This is a genomic window from Maribacter sp. TH_r10, assembly GCF_033101095.1.
In the GTDB taxonomy this organism is placed as follows: Bacteria; Bacteroidota; Bacteroidia; order Flavobacteriales; family Flavobacteriaceae; genus Maribacter_A; species Maribacter_A luteus.
In genome coordinates, this window is record NZ_JAWMPY010000002.1 from 744,995 (window position 1) to 766,785 (window position 21,791).

The window sequence follows — 21,791 nt, forward strand, 5'->3', positions numbered from 1 at the left end:
ATAGGTTCTTTAAAAATCATTAATAGACCTCGGTTAATTAAATTATGGATTGGCATTTTAAGCGTTTTAATCCCTTTTCAATGATATTTTTCCTTTTTGATTATTTAAACATATCATTGTTTAGTATCAAAGTAGATATAACTCATTGCATTAGAAATATTAAATAGGCCCATAAAACCAAGTAGATTTCAAATAGAAGCACTTAAACTTGGGTTTTCATTATTTTTGATACCATTAAAAATAATTCCTAATGAATAAATTGGTTTTGATCGCTGTTGGTTTGGCAATGGCCTGTAACTCTTCCCAAAAAACAGTTCCGGAAAATAATGCAAATACATCCCCATCAGCTGAGTCCGTTTATGCTGCAACCATAACCTCGGAAGAACTTAAAGAACATTTGTTCGTTTATGCGTCGGATGAATTTGAAGGTCGTGAAACGGGAACACGTGGGGAAAAGAAAGCCGCAGCCTATATTAAAGAACAATATAAAGCTATGGGAATTCCCGCAGCAAAGGAAGATGGTGACTACTATCAGCAAGTCCCTTTAATGAGGGATGTAATGCCCACAGGTGAATTGCAAATAAATGGTAAGGAATATAAATTGGGGGAAGATGTGCTCGCCTTTGAGGCTGCCCAAGGCCAATTTAGCAATATGGTATATGCAGGATATGGTATTGATGATGAGAATTACAGTGATTTTGAGGGTATTGATATAAAAGGGAAATTAGTGTTGGTGAAGTTCGGTGAACCCATGAATGCCGATGGTACATACAAGGTTACGGGTACTACGTATAATTCAAAATGGAGTAAGGTTTCCGATGCCTATGGTAAACGTTCAAAGGCTATACAGGAGCATGGCGGACTTGGCATGTTATATTTTGACGATACAAATTTTTCGAGATATCAGAATTATTTCAATCGAAGAAAAAAACGTTCCTCAGGTAAACTATCCTTAAAAACAACTGACGGTCCTACTTTCATCAATGTTGTTTTGAATAAAAATGTTGCAACGGCACTATATCCGGACATAATGAACACTTCCATTAGTAAGGATTTAAATACGGATTTGAATCTAAAATTAAATGCCGATGGAGGAATAGTTGAGTCAGAAAACGTCGTGGCCTTTATAAAAGGATCCACCAAACCCAATGAATATGTGGTCATTTCCGCCCATTTAGACCATATTGGTATAACAGATAAAGGGGAAATAAACAATGGTGCCGATGATGATGGTTCGGGTACGGTAGGCCTCCTGGAAATTGCGGAAGCTTTCAAAAAAGCCGCCGATGCGGGAAAAGGACCAAAACGGTCCGTGGTTTTTCTTCATGTAACAGGTGAAGAAAAAGGACTGTTCGGTTCGCAATTTTATACAGATATGCAACCAATATTCCCTTTGAAAGAGACAGTAACCAATTTAAATATTGATATGATAGGCCGAATAGACCCCAAGCGGGATGGCAATCGAAACTATATTTATCTTATCGGATCCAACAAGTTGAGTTCGGAATTACATAACCTCTCAGAAGAAGTAAACAAAAAATACATGGACATAGAGCTTGATTATAAGTATAATGACGACCATGACCCCAATCGTTTCTATTATAGGAGCGATCACTACAACTTTGCCAAAAACAATATTCCGGTAATTTTTTATTTTAACGGTACCCACGATGATTATCACAGACCTTCGGATACCCCAGATAAAATAAATTACGACCTCTTGGAAAACCGTACTAGATTAATATTCCATACCGCTTGGGAAATAGCGAATCGCGATACTAGAATAAAGGTGGATAAAGACCTAAAATAATTTATATCATCATGCATAACAAAAAAAGCCCTGACATTTCTGTCGGGGCTTTGTCTTTTGGGTGGAAGACCGGGTTCGAACCGGCGACCTCTGGAACCACAATCCAGCGCTCTAACCAGCTGAGCTACAACCACCATTTAAAGCGGGTGCAAAGTTAATTTTTTTTCATTGATCTTACCAACTAATTCAAGGTATATTTTTAAAAGAATCATCATTTTTAAAATTATGGTTCGTATAAATTATGAAGGGTATATTAGAGCTCTAATCTCATTTCATCGATGAAATACACTTTTACTACGATAAAACACACAAAAATCGCAGTTTCACAACATTTATTGTCCCTCAGGGCAAATAGGGATTAATTTTATTCGAATTAAGAATATCTATTTTCAAAACCCTAAGTTTGAAACCGAAAATTAACCAAATGTCCCCGATTAAAAAGTTAGCCTTGATTTTCATTGCTATGATTTTGGGATATACACAATTATATTCCCAAGTACCTAGAAGGGATAGTCTTCAGTACCAAATAAAACAGCTACGTTTAAAAAAGGATTTCAACCCCCATGATAGTCATTACATTAATATGCTAATGAAGTTGGGTGATGAAATTCGCTATTATAATTCCGATAGCCTTCATCTAATTTCCAACGAAGTTTTAAAATTGGCCTCTGAATCGGGAAACAAATTCAGTCAATGCAATTCTTTGACCGGAATCGGAAACTTCTATGAAGACCAGGGTAATTATGATAAAGCAATCTACTACTATCAAAAAGCATATGAAGTTGCAAAAAGAATCAAGGACGATGAACTCTTACTTGGTAATAAACTTTTACTTGGAATAGAAAATAGTATTGCCAATGTTTATTATTATAAGGGTGATTATGCAGAATCATTGAGTAGGTATTTAAAAAGTATAGAATTAGCAAGTCTTATCGGTGACAATAAGATGCTAGCCATACTCAACGAGAACATTGCCAGTTTATATGCCGATCAAAATGATTACGATCAAGCTATAGGTTTTTTCAAAATCGTAAAGAAACTCAATGAAAAAATCGGGGATGAGATCAATACGGCAAAAACAATGAGCAATTTAGCTTCAGTATATGCAGATATGGGTAAATTGGAGTATGCTATGTACAATATCAATAGTAGTATAGGTGTTTTTGAAAAGCATAAAATAATGGACTGGTTGGCCTATGCTTACGAAGTTAAGGGTAAGGCCTATCTTGAATCCAAAGATTATAAATGGGCTCTTTTTTGGTACAAACAAGGTGAAATGATGCATCATAACGTTGATGATGATCGCGGAGAAACCTCATTACTGAATGGTATTGCCGAAGCCTATTTAGGGCAACATAAAGACAGCTTGTCAGAAGTATATGCCCAAAAAGCTTTTGAATTATCCAAAAGATTGAAATTTCATGAAGAAATACAAAAAAGTGCCAATACCTTATATAGGATAAATAAAAACAAAGGCGATCTAAAATCTGCATTAACGTTTCATGAACTCTACCAAACACTACATGATACGATTATTTCAAACAAGAATGAGAAAAGTTTGACTATGCTAGTCACCAAGCTTGATTTTGAGGAGCAAAAGGAAAAGCTCATTCTTGAAAATGAAAAGGCTCTAGCGAGTCAAAAAAGGTACATTTATATCGCTTTACTTATTTTGGTCATATTCTTGGTCATTACCCTAATCGTCAGAAGAAATGAAAAGGTTCAAAAGAGATTGAACGTTGAACTTTATAATAAAACGGCGAAATTGGTCGAAAATGAAAAAAAACTACGTGCTACCAATGAAACCAAGGACAAATTGTTCTCAATAATAGGTCATGACTTACGTGGTCCCATTGCAGCTTTCCAAGGTTTATTACAATTGTATAGAAACGGTGAGATAGGTTCTAATGATTTTTTACAGTTTATACCTAAATTGGGTAAAGATCTCGACAATATTTCTTTTACCCTGAACAATTTACTTTCTTGGGGGCAAACCCAAATGAACGGATCTACGACCAAACCAAGTATTATATGCTTGGAAAACCTTGTTAATGATAATATAAACTTATTGGAAGAAACCGCAACGGCAAAATCTATTCGTATTGTGAATAAAATAAAATCGAATGTACTCTCATGGGCCGATAATGACCATATAGACATTGTTTTTCGTAACCTTTTGAGTAACGCTATAAAATTTACCCCTGAAAATGGGAAAATAACCATTGATGTTAGTGAACGAAGTACTTCTTGGGAGATATCGGTCAAGGATACCGGTGTGGGCATTAATCTTGAAACCCAGAAAAAACTTTTCAAAAAGAACTCGAGTATAACCACTTATGGCACCAATGATGAAAAAGGAACTGGATTGGGTCTTTCCTTATGTAAAGAAATGGTAGAGAAGAACAATGGCGAAATATGGGTAGAAAGCACAATACCCAATGGATCGTGCTTTTATTTTACCTTGCCTAAAATGAGAAACAAGTTTCAGAAAGCCGGTTAAATTAAATCGTATAAACTTTTAACTCCGGGAAAGCGTTCAACGGTAAAACCTTCAGCATGATCTACCCCTATCAATCGGCCTAAATCCCTCGCTCTAAAATCTACACTGTCCAAAAACGTCTTACTACTTATCGGTGTTTCGGGTTCATCGCTATTTGGGTCATGAAATTGTGATGAATAAGCCAAAATAGCCTGTCTTTTAACATCAATATGGCAAGAAACATCAACAACAAAATCCGGATCCAAATTTTTCCACTGAATATAATGGTATACTTGTTTAGGGCGCCATGGTTCTTGCCATTGGTCATCACCTTCTATTTTTGTGTCTATTTTTATCAATCCACTTAAGAAGCAAGCGTCACTGACCAGTTTACTACCTTTTCCATGATCAATATGTCGGTCATCGATAGCGTTACACAATACAATATCAGGCCTATATTTTCTTAGCATCCGTATAATTGCCATTTGATGCTTTTTGTCGTTCACAAAGAACCCGTCGGCAAATTCCAGGTTTTCCCTAACCGTAACCCCTAAAATCTTGGCTGCCTTTGCAGCTTCCATATCCCGGATCTCGGCAGAACCCCTTGTTCCCAATTCACCTCGTGTTAAATCCACGATACCTACTTTTTTTCCGTTGGCAACTTCTTTGGCGATAGTTGCCCCTGCTCCCAATTCGGCATCATCTGGGTGCGCGCCGAAAACCAATATATCTAATTTCATTTATGTTTTTTATTTATGTACTCTGCGATTGCAGGGTAAAACCAATATTATCTTGTTGTCACAATGGCTTAAACGATTTACTATACTTTTAGCCCAATCTTTCCATCCCTGACTTTCGTTAATGCCTGTTCTATATCGGCAATTAAATCCTCTGGTTCTTCTATTCCCACTGAAAAACGAATCAATCCATCAGATATTCCTTGGTTTATCCTTTCTTCGGGCCCGATAAGCGCATGTGACGTCTGTGCAGGCGAAAGTACCGTACTTTCGACCCCTGCCAAACTCATTGAAGGTTTTATCAATTGTAGGGCTTTTTGAAAGAGGGAAGCATCGTATTTTGGATTCAATTCAAAAGAAAGCATTCCACCAAAGCCATGCATTTGCGATTTGGCCAGTTCATGTCCCGGATGGTTGGGCAAACCTGGATAATATACTTTGTCAATTTCGGAATGTGCCTCAAGATATTCTGCCATATGTTGGGCATTGTTATTCTGGGCCTTTACGCGAATACCCATGGTTTTTATACTTCGCTCTAAGAGCCAAACGGTATAATCGCTTAAACTCCCCCCTAGGTTTTTTGCCAATTGAAAAATACGATCCATATGTTCTTCGGTAGAAGCAACGGCACCAGCGCATATATCTGAATGTCCGCCCATATATTTTGTTGCGCTATGTATAATGACATCAATGCCGAAATCGGCAGGATTCTGGTTTACCGGACTTGCAAATGTATTGTCGATCATAGAAACCAATCCATGCTTTTTCGCAATTTTGGCCACGGCTTCCAAATCAGTAATCGTAAGTAATGGGTTAGATGGTGTTTCTACGAAAATGACTTTGGTATTCTCCTTTATTTTAGATTCAAAATCTTCAGGCTCAAGTCCATTGGTAAAGGAATAAGCTATACCATATTTCGAGAATTCCTCGTTCACGAAATTATAAGTACCACCGTACAAAGTCTTTTGTAGAACAACATGGTCACCGGCCTTTAAAAAAGCCAATAATGCAGTGCTGACCGCGGCCATTCCGCTTCCAAAAATCATTGCGGCCTGGGTATGTTCCAAGGCGGCGATTTTTTGAGATAAGGCCACTTGGTTCGGTGTATTGAAATATCTCGGATAACGTTTTACTTCAACATCTTCAAAAGCATAGGAAGTACTCATGTACAAAGGGGAAACCGCTCCTTTGAACTGTTCATCGTTTAATTCACCCTCATGCGTGCATATGGTATTCAACCCTTTTTTCATAACGTTCTTTTTCATTTTTAATGAAGAGTTAAAGTTATGAATTTCTTTTGTTAGACCAATACGAATCAAGAAATGTATACGCCATTGTATAATGAACAACCAGCTTTAGGATTTTTAGTAAGTAATCCGATCGAAATAAGCGCTGATTTCAACATGATTTACATCATATGGTTTTTGATACCCGGACTCTAATTTTGGTGGATTGAATATGAACAACAAAAGTGTAGCACCAATAGTAAAACCCTTTTAGCACATTACTTCAAAGTAGTATAAATAATTAATAAACATCAGAAATGAAGACACCCACCAAAAATTACTTAGTGGATATTATAGCTTTTATTTGTTTTGTCTTACTTGTATCCACAGGAGTTATCCTTTATTATAATCTTCCAAAGGGAAGTGGACACTATAATACGATTTGGACACTGGATCGACACCAATGGGGTGATATCCATTTTTGGATAGCGGTAATATTTCTAGTGGTTTTGGCCTTTCATGTATTTCTCCACTGGCGATGGATCGTGAGCTTGACCAAGGGAAAAAAACAACCTAAATCAGGACAAAGGATAGCCTTGGGATTAGTTGGGTTCTTAGCGCTCATAGCACTTGCCATAGCACCTATCATTACCCCGGTCGAAAGTTCCATTAAGGGTAACAACAGTAAATCGGATATGGTTGTTCCTGTTATATCACGGAGTGAGGCCATACGGGGGTCAATGACCTTTAGGGATATTGAAACACAAACCAATGTACCCCTCTCCTATTTTTTAAAGGAATTGGGTTTACCTGAAAACATTTCAAAAGACACACCATTAAAAGACCTCAAAAACGAGTATAATTTTAAAATGGAAGATCTAAGAAAAGCATTGGATGATTACAGGCCTTGACCCAAACGTTTTGAAGGTTTTGGCCTATTTAATTTCACTTCTTTTCATAATTTACGTAGTACCTCCAGTAACTCAAAGCCCCTAAAACGAGAACACCAAAAACAGTATACCAAATGAATACCGGGGTAATTACTTGGGCTCCGCTAGCATAACTGTGTAGGCCAACAAGATAGAAATTAACCCCAAAATAGGTCATCATTATGCTTCCGAAAGCCACAACGCTTAAGAAATTGAAAAGCCATCTACCTCGCATACCCGGCACCAATCGGGCATGTATGACAAAGGCATAGACCATTATCGAAATCAATGCCCATGTCTCTTTGGGGTCCCATCCCCAATATCTACCCCAACTTTCATTGGCCCACTGGCCACCAAGGAAGTTACCGATCGTCAGCATGACCAAACCTACCATTAATGCCAGTTCGTTAATAATCGTCAATTCCTTTAAACTCAGCTGCATCCGTTTTTTGTTCTTTTTATTGGTAAGGATGATCAAAATGAGGGAAACGACCCCCAATATCATACCAACGGTCAAAGGACCATAGCTACCCACGATTACGGCAACATGGATCATAAGCCAATAACTATCAAGTACAGGGACCAAATTTGCAATTGAAGGGTCTACCCAACTTTGGTGCGCTATCCATAATAACATCGAGGTTACAAAAGCTGATGCAGCAATGGTCATATCACTTTTTCGTCCTAGGAGCAATCCCATACCCATAGTGGCCCATGAAACATAAAGAATACTTTCATAGGCATCACTCCACGGTGCATGTCCCGAAATATACCATCGCAATACCAAACCTGCTGTATGCCACAAGAATAGGATAATAATCGTTCCTTTAAAGAAATAGGTTCCTATTCTCCAAATTTCCCTATCCTTGAAAATCTGAAAAATCAAGATAAAGAACATTAAAACACCTACCAGGACATAAACTTTATACAGGTGGTTGAAAATATTGAGTTTATTATATACGACTTCGGTATTTATCTTGTTCTCGGTAGGTAAAACCTCCCCACCATGGTTGGTTTGGTTTTGTTTGAAGGCCGCCAATAACTTATCGGCCTCTGTATAATCCCCTGATTCCCTGGCCTTGTTCAAAGACATGAAATAATAAGGTAGAGCGTTCTTTATGAAATTGGCATAAAGTGAATCGGCAACCTGATATTGTCCGCCACGATATTCAATTGCTGACACCCATTTATTGTTTTCATCGTTCAGGAGGGGGAATATTTTTAAAATCTGTCCACTTAAAGCCTGATCCAATAGACTTAAGCGAATATTGGCATCCTTAAAATCCTGTTCAAACTTGTTCGGGTTGCTCTTCGTGGTAGCTTCCCTTAAATAGGGTTCTAATTTGTACTGTCCCTTTTCATTGAAGAAATCTAAGGCTTTTACGTATTTTTTCCCTTTTGGTACGCCTATGATCTTTCGAATACTATCGTTTTGGGTTTTCTTATCAAGTGCCATGAACTCTACGTTGTACCATAACGCAGGATTCATCATCATGGAAAGAAAAACCTGATCGGAATTCATGCCTTGATACTTATCCTTTAAGCTCAATTTCCGCAGTAATTCGGATGAAAAGGTATTGATGGGTTTCATTCGGCCACCTTCATCCTGTACCACCAACTTTCCAAAACGTTCTGCATGGTCGGCATCAATAATGCTAGCCATAAGTATCGAATCTATTTGATGTGGTGTAGGTGCCGCTGAATGGTCATGTCCGTCATGTTCGTTATGTTCTTGGGCAAATGATCCTAGCGTGAATCCAAAAACCAAAAGTATGGTCAAGGCTGCTTTTTTTGCTTTTAATTTATCCAATGATTCGGCCAAATCCTTAAAACGGGTTTTCCCAAAGAACATAATGCCCATTAATCCTGCATATAAGAGGAAATATCCAATGTAGGTTATCCAAGTACCCCAAAAATCATGATTTACCGAAAGCGTGGTTCCACGTTCATCGGGATCAAAACCAGATTGGAAAAAACGATACCCCTTGTGGTCCAAAATATGGTTCATATAAATATCATAATCGAAAGGACGTTCGTCCTCTACGGTCACCTTACTCATAAAAGATGCATATCCTCTTTCCGTGCCTGGGTATTTTTCCGCGATAAAGTCATTTAATTTTATACTAAAAGGAAGTTCATGCACCTTTGATCCATAGGCCATTGAAAAAACCAAACCACCGACATTTATTTTATCCGAAAAATTAGATGAGCCCCTACCCCCCAATAATTTTTGCTGCACGGTTTCCCCATTGGTACTGACTTCAACCACCAATGCGTCTTGACTCATCGGTGTCACTTCCTCTTCCGGAATCTTGACGATATCATAAGTTCCTCGGATTATGGGTTCAGGTATTACGAATTGCATTCCGGCCGTAGTGTACAGTGAACGTAACATTAGTGTTTGCAAACTATCCTTGATCAAGACTCCTTGCATTTGGTCTGCCATGCGCATATAATTCCCCTCGAAAGGCGATTTGATTTGATAGTTGCCATCATTTTCAAAAATATTAATAGCACCTTCTGTCTCTTTGTTCAAGGATATCAAAATATTATGGATATTGGCTACCTGTCCATTTTCAAGAAAATGTTCATGTCGTTGACCTTCACCGGCTTCCACGATTTTAAGGTATTCCTTTCCATTTTCATCATGAACCAGACCTTTTTCGGCACCTTTAATAAAACCGACATAAGAAATAGTTAAGGGTTGCCCATTGAAATCATTGTTCCAAGGCAGGTTGGATTTTAAGGCTTCCGGAGTTACTATAAGATCATCTTCCAACGTTTTTCTGCGAGGTTCCCCATTTATTTCCCCATCGATATTCACGGTTAAGTACGTTTTGTCCGAATAGAAAACCTTTTCAGAATTTCCTTCCCGTATAGGCATCATCCCCTCAAAACTGATATATCGTGTAACAAAAGCACCAAGTATGATCAGGATCCAAGAAAGGTGCAACATCAATACTGCCCATTTTTCTTTTCGCAAAAGTCTGTATTTGGCAATGTTTCCTATGAAATTGATAACAAAGAAAACCATGATCAACTCGAACCAGGTAGTATTATATATCCAAATTCTGGCTGTTTCCGTGCTGTACCAACTTTCTATAAAGGTACCAAAGGCCATCGCCGTAGCAAAAACGATGAACAATACCGCCATTAAACGGGTTGAGAAGAATATTTTCTTGAACAGATCTTTCATAAGCGCATCATACCTAATTATCCACAGTGGGCAAAAATAAGGTATTTTATATTCAATGAAAGGCTTTTAACAAAGCCCTGAATCTTTTACGTGCCATGATAATGAAAAACAGTTACAAAGAAGTATGCATCGTAACGATTTACCGGTAATTTGCACCGGATTTAGCACTGCGATACTTATTAAAATGCTTTAACAAGATTGATTATATCACTATTTTCGCATTATGATCAGAATCGTAATCCTAGGAACGGGGAATGTTGCCAAACATTTATTGGGGGCTTTTAAAAAAGCCGAGGATGTAGAGGTTGTGCAGGTTTATGGTCGAAACAATAGTGTTTTAGAAAGCTTAGGTTCGGATTATCAAACAACCACGGAAGTTTCATCCTTAAAACAGGCAGATATTTATATCCTGGCCATAAGTGACGATGCGATTTCCGAAGTTTCCAAACAGTTGGATTTAAAGGCGGGACTTGTCGTTCACACTTCTGGGAGTGTGCCGTTAGCGGCCTTATCAAAGAAAACGAAACGAGGTGTTTTTTATCCGTTGCAAACCTTTAGTGATGACAGAAAGGTTGATTTCGCCGAAATCCCCATTTGTATAGAATCGGAGAATGAAGCTGACACCGATGTTTTAAAGCAATTGGCCTCAGCTATATCCAAAAAGGTCGAATACATGGATTCTGACCAGAGAAAAGCCTTGCATCTGGCAGCGGTAATGGCCAATAATTTTACGAACCACATGTACTATTTATCGTGCGAGTTTTGTTCGCAAAACAATGTACCGTTCAGCTTACTGCATCCATTGATCCAGGAAACCGCCAAAAAAATAGAGGATCTATCCCCATATGATGCACAAACCGGTCCCGCAAGGCGAAACGACCGTGGAACCTTAAAAAAGCAGAAGGCACAATTAAACAGTAAAAGGCATAAAAAAATATATTCACTTTTGAGTAAATCAATTCGAAAAACCTATGGAAAAAAGTTATAAGCAATATTTAAAGGATATCACCACTTTTGTTTTTGATGTAGATGGTGTTTTTACCGATGGTACCGTTCAGGTGACCTCTCAAGGTGAATTATTGCGTAGGATGAGTGTTAAAGATGGTTTTGCACTTAAGACAGCTGTTAAGAAGGGCTATAATGTTTGTATTATAACCGGGGGAACCAATGAAGGGGTTAAATCACGATTGAAAGGATTGGGAGTAACTACATTTTATATGGGTGCACATAATAAGGCCGAACCCTTGGGTGAATACTTGGATGTTTATGGTATAAACCCTGAGAACGTATTGTATATGGGTGATGATCTTCCAGATATAGCTCCTATGAAAATGATAGCCCTACCAACCTGTCCGCAAAATGCCGTTCAGGAAGTAAAATCGGTCTGTAAATATGTTTCCCATAAAAATGGTGGTGAGGGATGTGTTCGAGATGTCCTGGAACAAGTATTGAAAGTGCGTGGCGACTGGTTCGAAGATTTTAACGAAGCCAAAGCCTAGTATATGTGGAAGGATAAGTTCTTAGGATATACGATTATTTTAGCATCAGGTTCTCCAAGAAGAAAGCAGTTTTTCGAGGATATGGGGCTTCAATTCGAAATACGATTGAAAGAGGTTGATGAAGTATATCCACAGGAATTAAAAGCAAGTGAAATATCCGATTATCTGGCCGAATTAAAAGCGAATGCCCTAAAAGACAGCCTTACCGCCAATGAAATACTGATCACTTCGGATACCGTCGTATGGCATAAGGGTGTTTCCTTGGCCAAACCAGCAGATAGTAAAGAAGCTTTTGAAATGCTGAAAGCATTGTCCAACGGTTGGCACCAAGTAATTACCTCAGTTTCTTTTACCACGAACAGTTCACAAAAGACGGTAAACCATACCACCAAAGTAAAGTTTAAGGAATTGACCGATGATGAGATCCAATATTACGTAAGGAATTTTAGGCCTTATGATAAAGCGGGAGGTTATGGAATACAAGAATGGATCGGACTTATAGGAATCGAGGAAATTCAAGGTTCTTACACTAATGTGGTAGGCTTACCCACCCAATTGGTTTACAAAACGTTAATGGATATGGTAGGTTAATCGATTTTAAGTAGTTTTATCCAAAACAAAGTGATGAAGCATTGGATAAAACTTGAATTGACCGTATTACTTTTGGCCATGTGTTGTGGTTTATTTGAATCCTGTAAAGACAAAAAATCGGAGCGGGATGCGGATATCGCCATGATAGAAACTTCAAAAAATTCAGTTTCAAACAAACCTCTTTCCAAAGAATTCAAGGACTACTGGTATGCGGGCAATGCAGAGATAACCTCTTATGATCTGGAACAAGCCAGATATGGTGAATTACGAAATGGAAAGGCAGTTTTAATTTACGTTACTGAGCCTTTTGTTGCCGATAAACAGGTAAAAGCGGATAGTAAAGACCCAAACAATATTCCTGTCCTGAAACTGAACAGTACTAAAAAATATCTTACGGGAATCTACCCCTATGCTATAATGAGCAGTAGTTTTTATCCAGTACATGACGATCAACACGCATTAAAAGTCACGTTTTCAGCACAAGAATGGTGCGGACAGGTTTTTACGCAATTGAACAATCGTGAGCAATACGATGTACGCTCATTTTCTTATTTCGAGTCGGAGGGGGACAATGAACAAAAATTAGAAAAAGAAGTCCTTGAAAACGAACTTTGGAATAAAATCAGAATCAATCCGTCTGCCTTGCCAACAGGTGAATTCAATATGATTCCTTCTTTTGAATACCTGAGAATGGCACATAAGGATTTAAGGTCTTATAAGGCCAATGCATCTTTGGACATTATAGACGGCATACAAACCTATACCATATCCTATCCTGAACTGAATAGGGTTCTGGAAATCAAATTCGGAGAGAAGTTTCCGTATACAATTGAAAGTTGGTCAGACTCCTTTAAAGGTGGGTATGGCGATTATGCCAAAACCATGGTTTCAAAAGGGACCAAGATCAAAACGATAAAGACCCCGTATTGGCAACAAAATAGAAATAAGGATTTATATTTGCGCGATACATTAGGACTATAATATGGAAGAGTTTATTGCCACCAACCAACAAGAGATTTTTGCATCGGCCATTACCCTCGTAATACTTTTGATCTTGAAATTCCTAAGTTCAAAAGCGATACGTAGAATTGGTAAGATCAGTGATCTGAACCAAGCCCGAACCCGTTTGATCATCAAATATGTATCCATAGGCCTATTTATCCTGGGCACTGGTATCATGATTTTTATTTGGGGGGTCAATTTCAAGGAAATCGGGTTGTTGTTTTCCTCTATATTCGCTGTAATCGGGGTTGCCATGTTCGCTTCTTGGTCCATTTTGAGCAATGTTACGGCAGGTATAATACTATTTTTGTCCTTTCCTTTTAAAATCGGTGATCGCATTCGTATCCTAGATGGGGATTTTCCCGAAGAAGCTGATATTATGGACATCAAGGCGTTTCATTTATACTTAAGAAAAGACAATGGGGAATTGGTTACTTACCCCAATAGCCTTATGTTACAAAAAGGGGTTGCTTTAATCGCCAAAAATACGGTTTCCGATGATGACACCCTTTAGGGTAAAGGCTGTTAAAGAAATGTAAATTTTCCCGGTTGCCTGTGTTTCTTTATATCTTTATGATCCAACTAAATTTTTATTATGCGAAATTACTTGGCCTCCTTCATAGGAATCCTTCTATTTATAAACACCTCTTATTCCCAAGTTCCCACAAAGAATTCTTCTTCAGATATCTATCATGCCATTCAAAAATTGAATTTTTTGGGTTCCGCATTATATATAGCCGCACATCCCGATGATGAAAACACAAGGCTGATTTCGTATCTATCAAATGAAGTTAAAGCACGAACCGCTTATTTATCATTGACCCGTGGAGACGGGGGTCAAAATCTAATCGGTCCTGAACTTCGAGAGCTTTTAGGGGTTTTACGAACGCAGGAACTTTTGGCAGCACGCCGCGTTGATGGCGGACAACAGTTTTTTTCCCGTGCGGTTGATTTCGGATATTCCAAACACCCGAACGAAACCCTTAAAATATGGAATAAGGATAGTGTACTTAGTGACGTAGTTCGGATGATCCGAAAATTTAAACCCGATGTGATCATTAATAGGTTCGATCACAGGTCACCGGGAACTACCCATGGTCATCATACATCTTCGGCCATGTTGAGTTTTGAAGCTTTTGATTTGGCCTCTGATCCTACATCCTATCCCAGTCAATTGAATGATTTAAAAACTTGGCAACCCAAAAGGTTGTTTTTCAATACCTCCTGGTGGTTTTATGGTAGTGAAGAGAAATTCAAGGCCGCGGATAAGTCGAACATGCTTAGTTTCGATATTGGCGTTTATTATCCCATGCTTGGCGTTTCGAACAATGAAATTGCCTCCTTGGCGAGTAGCCAACACCGCTGTCAAGGCTTTGGTCGACTAATGACCCGAGGCACCCAAAATGAGTATATTGAATTATTGAAAGGCAATATGCCTGCCGATAAAAACAATGTTTTCGATGGTATAGATACCACATGGTCTCGAGTTGAAGGTGGAGAAGCTATCGGTGCGATTTTATATGAAATTGAAAAAAATTACAATTTCAAAAATCCGTCAGCACATATAAAAGAACTTGTAAAGGCTTATCAATTGTTACAGGAAATTCCTGACACCTATTGGAAAGAGATCAAATCGGAAGAACTGAAAGACATCATAACCACGATTTCAGGTTTATATTTAGAGGCTTCATCCAAAGATGCCATGGCCATTCCAGGGAGTACGGCAGAAATAAATATCGAGGTCGTTAATCGTAGTAGTTCCGATATCAAACTTAAATCCGTTGTAATCAGTGATTTAGTCTCGGCGGATAAGGATATAAACCTTACCGATAATGATAAGCAAGAATTTAAGGTTCAATTAAATATTCCTGATGACATTTCTTATACAAGCCCGTATTGGTTAAATAAAAAAGGAACTTTAGGCATGTACACGGTAGAAGACCCTGATTTAATCGGTAACCCTGAAACACCACCGGCTTTCCATGCGGTTTTCAATTTAGAGATAGAAGGTTACCCGATTGCAATTGACAAACCCGTTATTCATAGGTATTCCAAGCCTGATCATGGCGAATTATACCATCCTTTTGATATTCTACCAGTAGCTACGGCTAGTTTTCAAGACAAGGTTATGATCTTTGCCGACGGTAAACCTAAAAAAGTACCTGTTTCCATTAAGGCCCATAGGGATAATATCAAAGGTGAAATTGAATTATGTTATTCCAAAGGCTGGATAGTGGACAAAGAAAGTAAACCTTTTGAAATCAAAAATAAAGGGGACGAACAAATTGTGGTTTTTGAATTGACCCCTCCGGAAAGTGAGGATGAAAGTTATATTTCGCCCATTATTAAAGTCGACGGAAAAGAATTGTCGAAAGAGTTGGTCACCATAGCCTATGACCATATACCCACCCAATCGGTCTTGTTACCTACAGAAGCAAAAGTAGTTCGTTTGAATATCCAAAAAGTGGGGGAACATATAGGTTATATTGTAGGTGCAGGTGATGACGTTCCTAAGAGTCTTGAGCAAATCGGTTATCAAGTACATACCATTGACCCAAATTCAATAAATGCGGAGACATTAAGCAAGTATGGTGCGATTGTTGTAGGCATACGGGCATATAATGTAGTACCTGAATTAAAGTTCAAACAGAAATATTTATTCGATTATGTTAAGAAGGGTGGTAACTTAATTTTGCAGTACAATACAGCAGGTAGATGGGACAAACAATATGAAGATATTGCCCCTTTTCCGCTAAAATTATCAAGGGAACGGGTTACCGATGAGGAATCAGAAGTTGAAATAATCGGGAAAGATCATGAGTTGGTCAATTATCCCAATAAAATAACGAATGAGGATTTTAAAGGATGGGTACAGGAAAGGGGACTGTACTTCCCTAGTGAATGGGATTCCAAGTTCACCCCTATCCTATCGATGCATGATGAGGGGGAAACAGCAAAAGAAGGAAGCCTCTTAATAGCTCCCTATGGAAAAGGAAACTATATTTATACAGGTTTGAGTTTCTTCAGGGAATTGCCTGCAGGCGTACCCGGAGCTTATAAATTATTTGCCAATATGTTATCTGTTGGAAAGAGTGACGTAAAACAAAAAACACCTATAAAAGGTTGATTATGAACAACAAACTAGAATGGAAAAAGGAATATACCTTGGTTTTGGTATTGAATGCCATCTATATCTTGCTTTTTAGTTATCTTATGACAGCTTTTATGTAATATGGGGACATTAGATTGGATCATTCTTTCAGGAACGCTTTTATTCATTGTTGGCTATGGGGTCTGGAAAACCCGTGGCAGTAAAGACGTTGATGATTATGTAAGGGGTGGGAGCCAATCTAAATGGTGGACGATCGGACTTTCGGTCATGGCGACACAGGCCAGCGCCATTACGTTCTTATCCACTCCAGGCCAAGCCTTTCATGATGGTATGGGGTTTGTTCAGTTCTATTTTGGACTTCCTTTGGCCATGATCATCATATGCCTTGTTTTTGTTCCCATCTATCACAAATTAAAGGTTTATACCGCTTACGAATTTTTAGAAAATAGATTTGATCTTAAAACCCGATCTTTGGCGGCCATTCTGTTTTTGGTGCAACGTGGTTTGGCAGCGGGGATTACCATTTTTGCACCGTCCATTATTTTGTCCGCCGTTCTTGGGTGGGATTTACGAACCTTGAATATTATCATTGGCACATTGGTTATTATTTACACTGTATCCGGAGGTACCAAGGCCGTTAGTGTGACCCAAAAACAACAAATGTTCATTATCATTACTGGTATGTTCATGGCCTTTTTCTTTATCCTAGGCTATTTACCCAATGATATTGGATTTGAAAAAGCACTTAAAATTGCTGGAGCCAGTGATAAACTGAATATTCTTGACTTTAGCTTCAATACTAAAAGTAGATATACGTTTTGGAGCGGTATCACTGGCGGATTATTCTTGGCCTTGGCCTATTTTGGAACGGACCAAAGTCAAGTACAACGCTATTTATCAGGTAAATCGGTACGGGAAAGCCAATTGGGCCTTGTTTTCAACGGGATTTTTAAAATTCCCATGCAGTTCTTCATTTTATTAGTAGGGGTCATGGTCTTTGTTTTTTATCAGTACAATCCCTCTCCCCTTAACTTTAATCCTGCGGCAACCAGTAGTGTTATGAATTCGGATTATGCCGACGATTACAAAGTTTTACAACAACGACAAATTGAATTGGAATCTGAAAAGATTATAGCCCAGAACAAATATGCCATTGCGTTGGATTTAAAAGAATATACGGCGATAGAGGCGGCCAAGATGCAGATTATCGGCATAAACAAAAAAGATAGTACCAATAGGGTCGCAGCCAAGGCGTTGATCAAATTATCCGATGATTCAATTGAAACCAATGACAAGGATTATGTTTTTATCCATTTTATATTGAACAACCTCCCAAGAGGGCTCATAGGATTATTGTTAGCGGTTATTTTATCGGCGGCCATGTCTTCTACGGCTTCGGAACTGAACGCATTGGGAACCATAACGGCCTTGGATCTTTATAAAAGAAGGAAAAACAATAACAATTTCTCTGATAAACACTATGTTCGTGTTTCAAAGGGGTTTACCCTGCTATGGGGAATAGTGGCCATTGTTATCGCCTGTATCGCCCATCTTTTCGATAATCTGATCCAATTGGTGAATATTATTGGTAGTATATTCTATGGCAATGTACTTGGTATCTTCCTATTGGCATTTTTCTTTAAATACGTAAAAGGTAATGCCGTATTTATTTCAGCGATCCTAACGCAGACATTGGTTTGCATTACCTATTACAACTTGATCTATATTTACCCTGAAGGACAGGAAAAATTAGGTTATTTATGGTTGAACTTTATTGGGGCGGCGTTGGTCATTCTTTTCTCCTTCGTATTTGAGGCCTTTGATAGGTTATTGAAAAAACCACCCATACAAACCTAAATGGGTTTTAAAGCCAACACCGGATATTATCTGGGATAAACGATTTAGTTTTTAGAAACTACCTCAGTGGTTTGATGATATAACTGAACGATAAATTTTCAGGTTGGATCTGATATTCATCCAATGCCATTAACCCCCAACTATTATCACCACCAACACCCATTTGCTTATAATCGATATTGATATTGATCAAATCACGTTTTATGATATCTATGGTATGTCTTTGCTTTTTGCTTTCCCCCGCATCAAAATCTGAATTGTATTGATGATGGGCACTGAAATCGAATAAATCAAGGGTGTAAACCTGAATACCTGCCCCGTTAGCATTTTTGAAAGTGACCCAACGTACATCTGACCTATTTCCATTTTCCTGAGGTCTAATATAGGGGTAGTATAGGTCATCTACTTTTGCTCCATATTTTCCGACCAAAGCTGCTGTTTTACGATCTTGATAGTTTTCAAACGGACCCCTACCGTACCAGCTCACATTTTCATATTCCTTCTTTATTATGAAATTATTGCCGAACCTTGGTAAAACCGGTAAATCTTTCGAAATATTCGATAGTTTTGTGGTAACCCTGATTTCTCCTTTGTCATTGATATCATAGGTAAGTCCTACCCCACCCTGAACAATAGGAAGGGTATATTCCGTAGTAATATGAATAGTACCATTATCGATTTTAAAAGGGGTTTCATTCAATTCCAGAACATCCAAAGAACCATTTTCAGAACTTAAGTCCAGCGTGGTTTTCCCTAATTCCTGATTTGCCGTGGCATCTTTCCAAACCTTCAGTTTTTTTGGCATATCATACCCAAAGTCATTATCGGTAGTCGCCCTCCAGAAATTGGCCGAAATACCTTTGAGCAAAATATTGCCATTATCATAATCAATTGACGTTAATTCCCCTTTTTCAGAATTGAACTGCACTTCAAAGCCATTACCCAATATGGTAACAACTTTTTCTTTAGAGTAAATCTCTAGTCCACCATTGCTATTGGTGGTTGTAAAAGTATCCGGAATAAAATCGGATAATTGAAATTGCTCATAGGCGACTATATGATTTTTTGGAACTAAAGGAGTTGTTTCTCGGGTATACGCATAGAGGTTTAAGAAATATTCCCCTTCGCCCGTATTCAATTTAGGTAAATCGATGTTTATCCTTTTTGAATCCCCCGGAAGTATATCCAATGTAGGTAGATCTCCTTTCGCAATTTCAAGGCCGTTTTTGAACAATTTCCAACGGAAGGCAAATTGATTCAGGTTGATGAAATCGTAGCTATTTTTAATGGTAATATCCCCGATTTCGGCATTGGTTGCTTTGAACTTCACATATTGATATACCTTTTTGACCTCATGTAAAGAAGGGTGTGCCGTTCTATCTGGATTTACCAATCCGTTTAAACAAAAATTACCATCGTTCTGAAAATCCTTTCCACCTAAATCACCCCCATAAGCCCAGTATTCTTGTCCGTCTTCTGATTTTGTCAATAAACCTTGATCTACCCAATCCCAAATAAATCCACCTTGTAAAACATCATATTTTTCGATAGCATCCCAATATTCCTGAAGGTTGCCAACACTATTGCCCATGGCATGTGCATATTCACATTGTATCAAAGGCCTTTTGGGATTGTTCTCCGCATAGGCTATCATATTGGGAATTCGCATATACATCGGTGCTTGGATATCGGTGTTTTCATAGGAAGTAGCACCTTCATACTGTACGGGTCGTGTCTTGTCATGGGATTTCAACCAATCATAGGTTGCGAAGAAATTAGCCCCGTTACCGGACTCATTGCCCAATGACCATGTAATGATACTCGGGTGGTTTTTGTCCCTTTCGAACATTCGAATGGTTCGATCTAAATGCATGGCCTTCCATTGGGGAAGATACGCAGGATGTATTTTTTGGACTTCCAAATTTTCATCAAGACCTTGGTTGGTGGCTCCCATTCCGTGTATTTCTATATTGGCCTCATCAATAACATAAAACCCATAGGTATCACACATCCTATAAAAATGGGGGTTCTTTGGATAGTGACTACATCTAATGGCATTGAGGTTGTTCTGTTTCATTAGTTCAAGGTCCTTAAAAGTGAGCTTCTCGCTAACCACATGCCCCGTTTTATCATTATGGTCATGCAGGTTTACCCCTTTTAATAAAACGGCCTTCCCATTGACCAAAAATTGGTTGTTTTTGATTTCAATTTTCCTGAAACCAACTTTTATGGACGTAGTTTCCAAAACAGTACCATCTTCTTTGAGCAGGCTGATTAATAAGGTATAAAGATTTGGGGTTTCTGCATTCCATGTCTTTACATTTGGAATGGCTTTCGTGAAATCCATTGATATATCCCCTTCCCTATCTTCCACTTTTTTTGCCTCATTATATACTTCGATATCGCCATCCAATAATTGTATTTCCGTTAGAAGGGGTACATTTTTCGTAGCATTTTTTAACGCCAATTGTACTTCTAAATGGCCATTGCTGTAATCATCGGTTAAATCCGAAATCACTTTTATATCCTTTAGGGTCGTTTTGTTCGTGGCATATACATAAACATCCCTATCAATTCCACTTAACCGCCAAAAATCCTGATCTTCGAGATAACTGGCATCTGACCAACGTAATACCTGAATGGCAATGGAATTTTTTCCTACCTGTACATATTCAGTGATATTATAGGCAGCGGGAGTCTTACTGCCTTCATTGTAGCCTACTTTTTTACCATTTACCCAAATGTACATGGCGCCGCTAACGCCTTCAAAATGAAGATGGATATCCTTATCGTCCCAAGTTTCCGGTATCGCGAATTCCCGCACATAACTACCTACGGGATTTATTTCATGTGGAATATAGGGGGGATTGGCAGGAAACATATACGTTATGTTCGTGTAAAAAGGGATGCCATGGCCTTGAATTTCCCAATTGGATGGCACTTGAATGGAATCCCAACCCCGTAGGTCAAAATTTTCCTTGAAGAATTCCGTTGGGCGCTTCGTTGGGTTTTCTGCATAATAAAACTTCCATGTGCCGTTCAAGGATTTGTACAATGGGGAGTTTTCCCAGCTGTCGTTTTCAAGGGCATCTTCAATACTCGTATACCGGTAAAAAGATGCGGATGGGGCTTCACGGTTTATTTGGAAGACCTCTGGGTTTTCCCATTCAGGATTTTCCCAAATTTCAGCCGTATATTCTGGCTTTTCAATAGACTGGTTACAAGAAATAGTTGTAAAAAAAATAGCGAGGTAATAGAAACATTTATGCATGGTTTTCTATGGAATGGTGGTTATATAAAAGTACTAGATCCCATCACATTTATATCCATAAAAGCATAAAAAAACCCTGCCG

14 protein-coding genes and 1 tRNA gene are annotated in these 21,791 nt (G+C 38.4%); 10 read left to right on the forward strand and 5 right to left on the reverse strand.

Annotated elements, in window-relative coordinates; genetic code table 11:
- Positions 1-250: 250 nt before the first annotated feature.
- Positions 251-1,810, forward strand: coding sequence for a M28 family peptidase (locus R3X28_RS08630; protein WP_317663977.1), 1,560 nt, complete (start codon positions 251-253; stop codon positions 1,808-1,810).
- A gap of 59 nt (positions 1,811-1,869) precedes the next feature.
- On the opposite strand, the gene R3X28_RS08635 is transcribed toward R3X28_RS08630, so the two are convergent.
- Positions 1,870-1,945 (reverse strand) — tRNA-His (locus R3X28_RS08635).
- 268 nt (positions 1,946-2,213) lie between these two features.
- Between R3X28_RS08635 and R3X28_RS08640 the strand changes: the two genes are divergently transcribed.
- On the forward strand, positions 2,214-4,310 hold the full coding sequence (locus tag R3X28_RS08640; RefSeq protein ID WP_246200137.1) for a tetratricopeptide repeat-containing sensor histidine kinase: 2,097 nt from the start codon (positions 2,214-2,216) through the stop codon (positions 4,308-4,310).
- Here R3X28_RS08640 and bshB1 read toward each other — a convergent pair.
- The gene (gene bshB1, locus R3X28_RS08645) at positions 4,307-5,029 is read right to left on the reverse strand and encodes a bacillithiol biosynthesis deacetylase BshB1 (protein WP_154365194.1); all 723 of its coding nucleotides are present in this window, start codon (positions 5,027-5,029) and stop codon (positions 4,307-4,309) included. The genes R3X28_RS08640 and bshB1 overlap by 4 nt on opposite strands.
- 80 nt (positions 5,030-5,109) lie before the next feature.
- Positions 5,110-6,291 (reverse strand): aminotransferase class I/II-fold pyridoxal phosphate-dependent enzyme, encoded by a 1,182-nt coding sequence (locus R3X28_RS08650; protein WP_317663978.1) that lies wholly within the window; start codon positions 6,289-6,291, stop codon positions 5,110-5,112.
- Between the two features lie 278 nt (positions 6,292-6,569).
- Between R3X28_RS08650 and R3X28_RS08655 the strand changes: the two genes are divergently transcribed.
- A complete protein-coding gene (locus R3X28_RS08655) occupies positions 6,570-7,163 on the forward strand; it encodes a DUF4405 domain-containing protein (protein WP_282054773.1) in 594 nt (197 codons plus the stop codon).
- Positions 7,164-7,197: 34 nt separating this feature from the next.
- Here R3X28_RS08655 and ccsA read toward each other — a convergent pair whose 3' ends face one another.
- Complete coding sequence (gene ccsA, locus R3X28_RS08660; protein ID WP_317663979.1) at positions 7,198-10,377, reverse strand: cytochrome c biogenesis protein; 3,180 nt, start codon at positions 10,375-10,377, stop codon at positions 7,198-7,200.
- Positions 10,378-10,600: 223 nt separating this feature from the next.
- On the opposite strand from ccsA, the gene R3X28_RS08665 reads away from it, so the two are divergent.
- From R3X28_RS08665 to R3X28_RS08695, 7 genes are all read left to right on the forward strand, one after another.
- Positions 10,601-11,365, forward strand: coding sequence for a Rossmann-like and DUF2520 domain-containing protein (locus R3X28_RS08665; RefSeq protein WP_317663980.1), 765 nt, complete (start codon positions 10,601-10,603; stop codon positions 11,363-11,365).
- Complete coding sequence (locus R3X28_RS08670) at positions 11,349-11,876, forward strand: KdsC family phosphatase (protein ID WP_154365184.1); 528 nt, start codon at positions 11,349-11,351, stop codon at positions 11,874-11,876. Before R3X28_RS08665 ends, R3X28_RS08670 begins: the two co-directional genes overlap by 17 nt.
- A 3-nt stretch (positions 11,877-11,879) precedes the next feature.
- Positions 11,880-12,467: a Maf-like protein gene (locus tag R3X28_RS08675; RefSeq protein WP_154365182.1), complete on the forward strand. Its 588-nt coding sequence runs from the start codon at positions 11,880-11,882 to the stop codon at positions 12,465-12,467.
- 33 nt (positions 12,468-12,500) lie between these two features.
- A complete protein-coding gene (locus R3X28_RS08680) occupies positions 12,501-13,448 on the forward strand; it encodes a septum formation inhibitor Maf (protein ID WP_154365180.1) in 948 nt (315 codons plus the stop codon).
- 1 nt (position 13,449) lies between these two features.
- Positions 13,450-13,983: a mechanosensitive ion channel family protein gene (locus R3X28_RS08685; RefSeq protein WP_154365178.1), complete on the forward strand. Its 534-nt coding sequence runs from the start codon at positions 13,450-13,452 to the stop codon at positions 13,981-13,983.
- A gap of 81 nt (positions 13,984-14,064) precedes the next feature.
- Entirely contained in the window at positions 14,065-16,596 is a 2,532-nt protein-coding gene (locus tag R3X28_RS08690) for a PIG-L family deacetylase (RefSeq protein WP_317663981.1), read from the forward strand.
- Positions 16,597-16,701: 105 nt separating this feature from the next.
- Complete coding sequence (locus R3X28_RS08695) at positions 16,702-18,438, forward strand: sodium:solute symporter (protein ID WP_154365174.1); 1,737 nt, start codon at positions 16,702-16,704, stop codon at positions 18,436-18,438.
- Between the two features lie 58 nt (positions 18,439-18,496).
- Here R3X28_RS08695 and R3X28_RS08700 read toward each other — a convergent pair whose 3' ends face one another.
- Positions 18,497-21,709: a glycoside hydrolase family 2 TIM barrel-domain containing protein gene (locus R3X28_RS08700; RefSeq protein ID WP_317663982.1), complete on the reverse strand. Its 3,213-nt coding sequence runs from the start codon at positions 21,707-21,709 to the stop codon at positions 18,497-18,499.
- Positions 21,710-21,791 lie beyond the last annotated feature (82 nt).

Coding starts and splice junctions, on each gene's coding strand:
- R3X28_RS08630 (WP_317663977.1), top strand. CDS start 251: ATGAATAAATTGGTTTTGATCGCTGTTGGTTTGGCAATGGCCTGTAAC.
- bshB1 (WP_154365194.1), bottom strand. CDS start 5,029: ATGAAATTAGATATATTGGTTTTCGGCGCGCACCCAGATGATGCCGAA.
- R3X28_RS08650 (WP_317663978.1), bottom strand. CDS start 6,291: ATGAAAAAGAACGTTATGAAAAAAGGGTTGAATACCATATGCACGCAT.
- R3X28_RS08655 (WP_282054773.1), top strand. CDS start 6,570: ATGAAGACACCCACCAAAAATTACTTAGTGGATATTATAGCTTTTATT.
- ccsA (WP_317663979.1), bottom strand. CDS start 10,377: ATGAAAGATCTGTTCAAGAAAATATTCTTCTCAACCCGTTTAATGGCG.
- R3X28_RS08665 (WP_317663980.1), top strand. CDS start 10,601: ATGATCAGAATCGTAATCCTAGGAACGGGGAATGTTGCCAAACATTTA.
- R3X28_RS08670 (WP_154365184.1), top strand. CDS start 11,349: ATGGAAAAAAGTTATAAGCAATATTTAAAGGATATCACCACTTTTGTT.
- R3X28_RS08675 (WP_154365182.1), top strand. CDS start 11,880: ATGTGGAAGGATAAGTTCTTAGGATATACGATTATTTTAGCATCAGGT.
- R3X28_RS08680 (WP_154365180.1), top strand. CDS start 12,501: ATGAAGCATTGGATAAAACTTGAATTGACCGTATTACTTTTGGCCATG.
- R3X28_RS08685 (WP_154365178.1), top strand. CDS start 13,450: ATGGAAGAGTTTATTGCCACCAACCAACAAGAGATTTTTGCATCGGCC.
- R3X28_RS08690 (WP_317663981.1), top strand. CDS start 14,065: ATGCGAAATTACTTGGCCTCCTTCATAGGAATCCTTCTATTTATAAAC.
- R3X28_RS08695 (WP_154365174.1), top strand. CDS start 16,702: ATGGGGACATTAGATTGGATCATTCTTTCAGGAACGCTTTTATTCATT.
- R3X28_RS08700 (WP_317663982.1), bottom strand. CDS start 21,709: ATGCATAAATGTTTCTATTACCTCGCTATTTTTTTTACAACTATTTCT.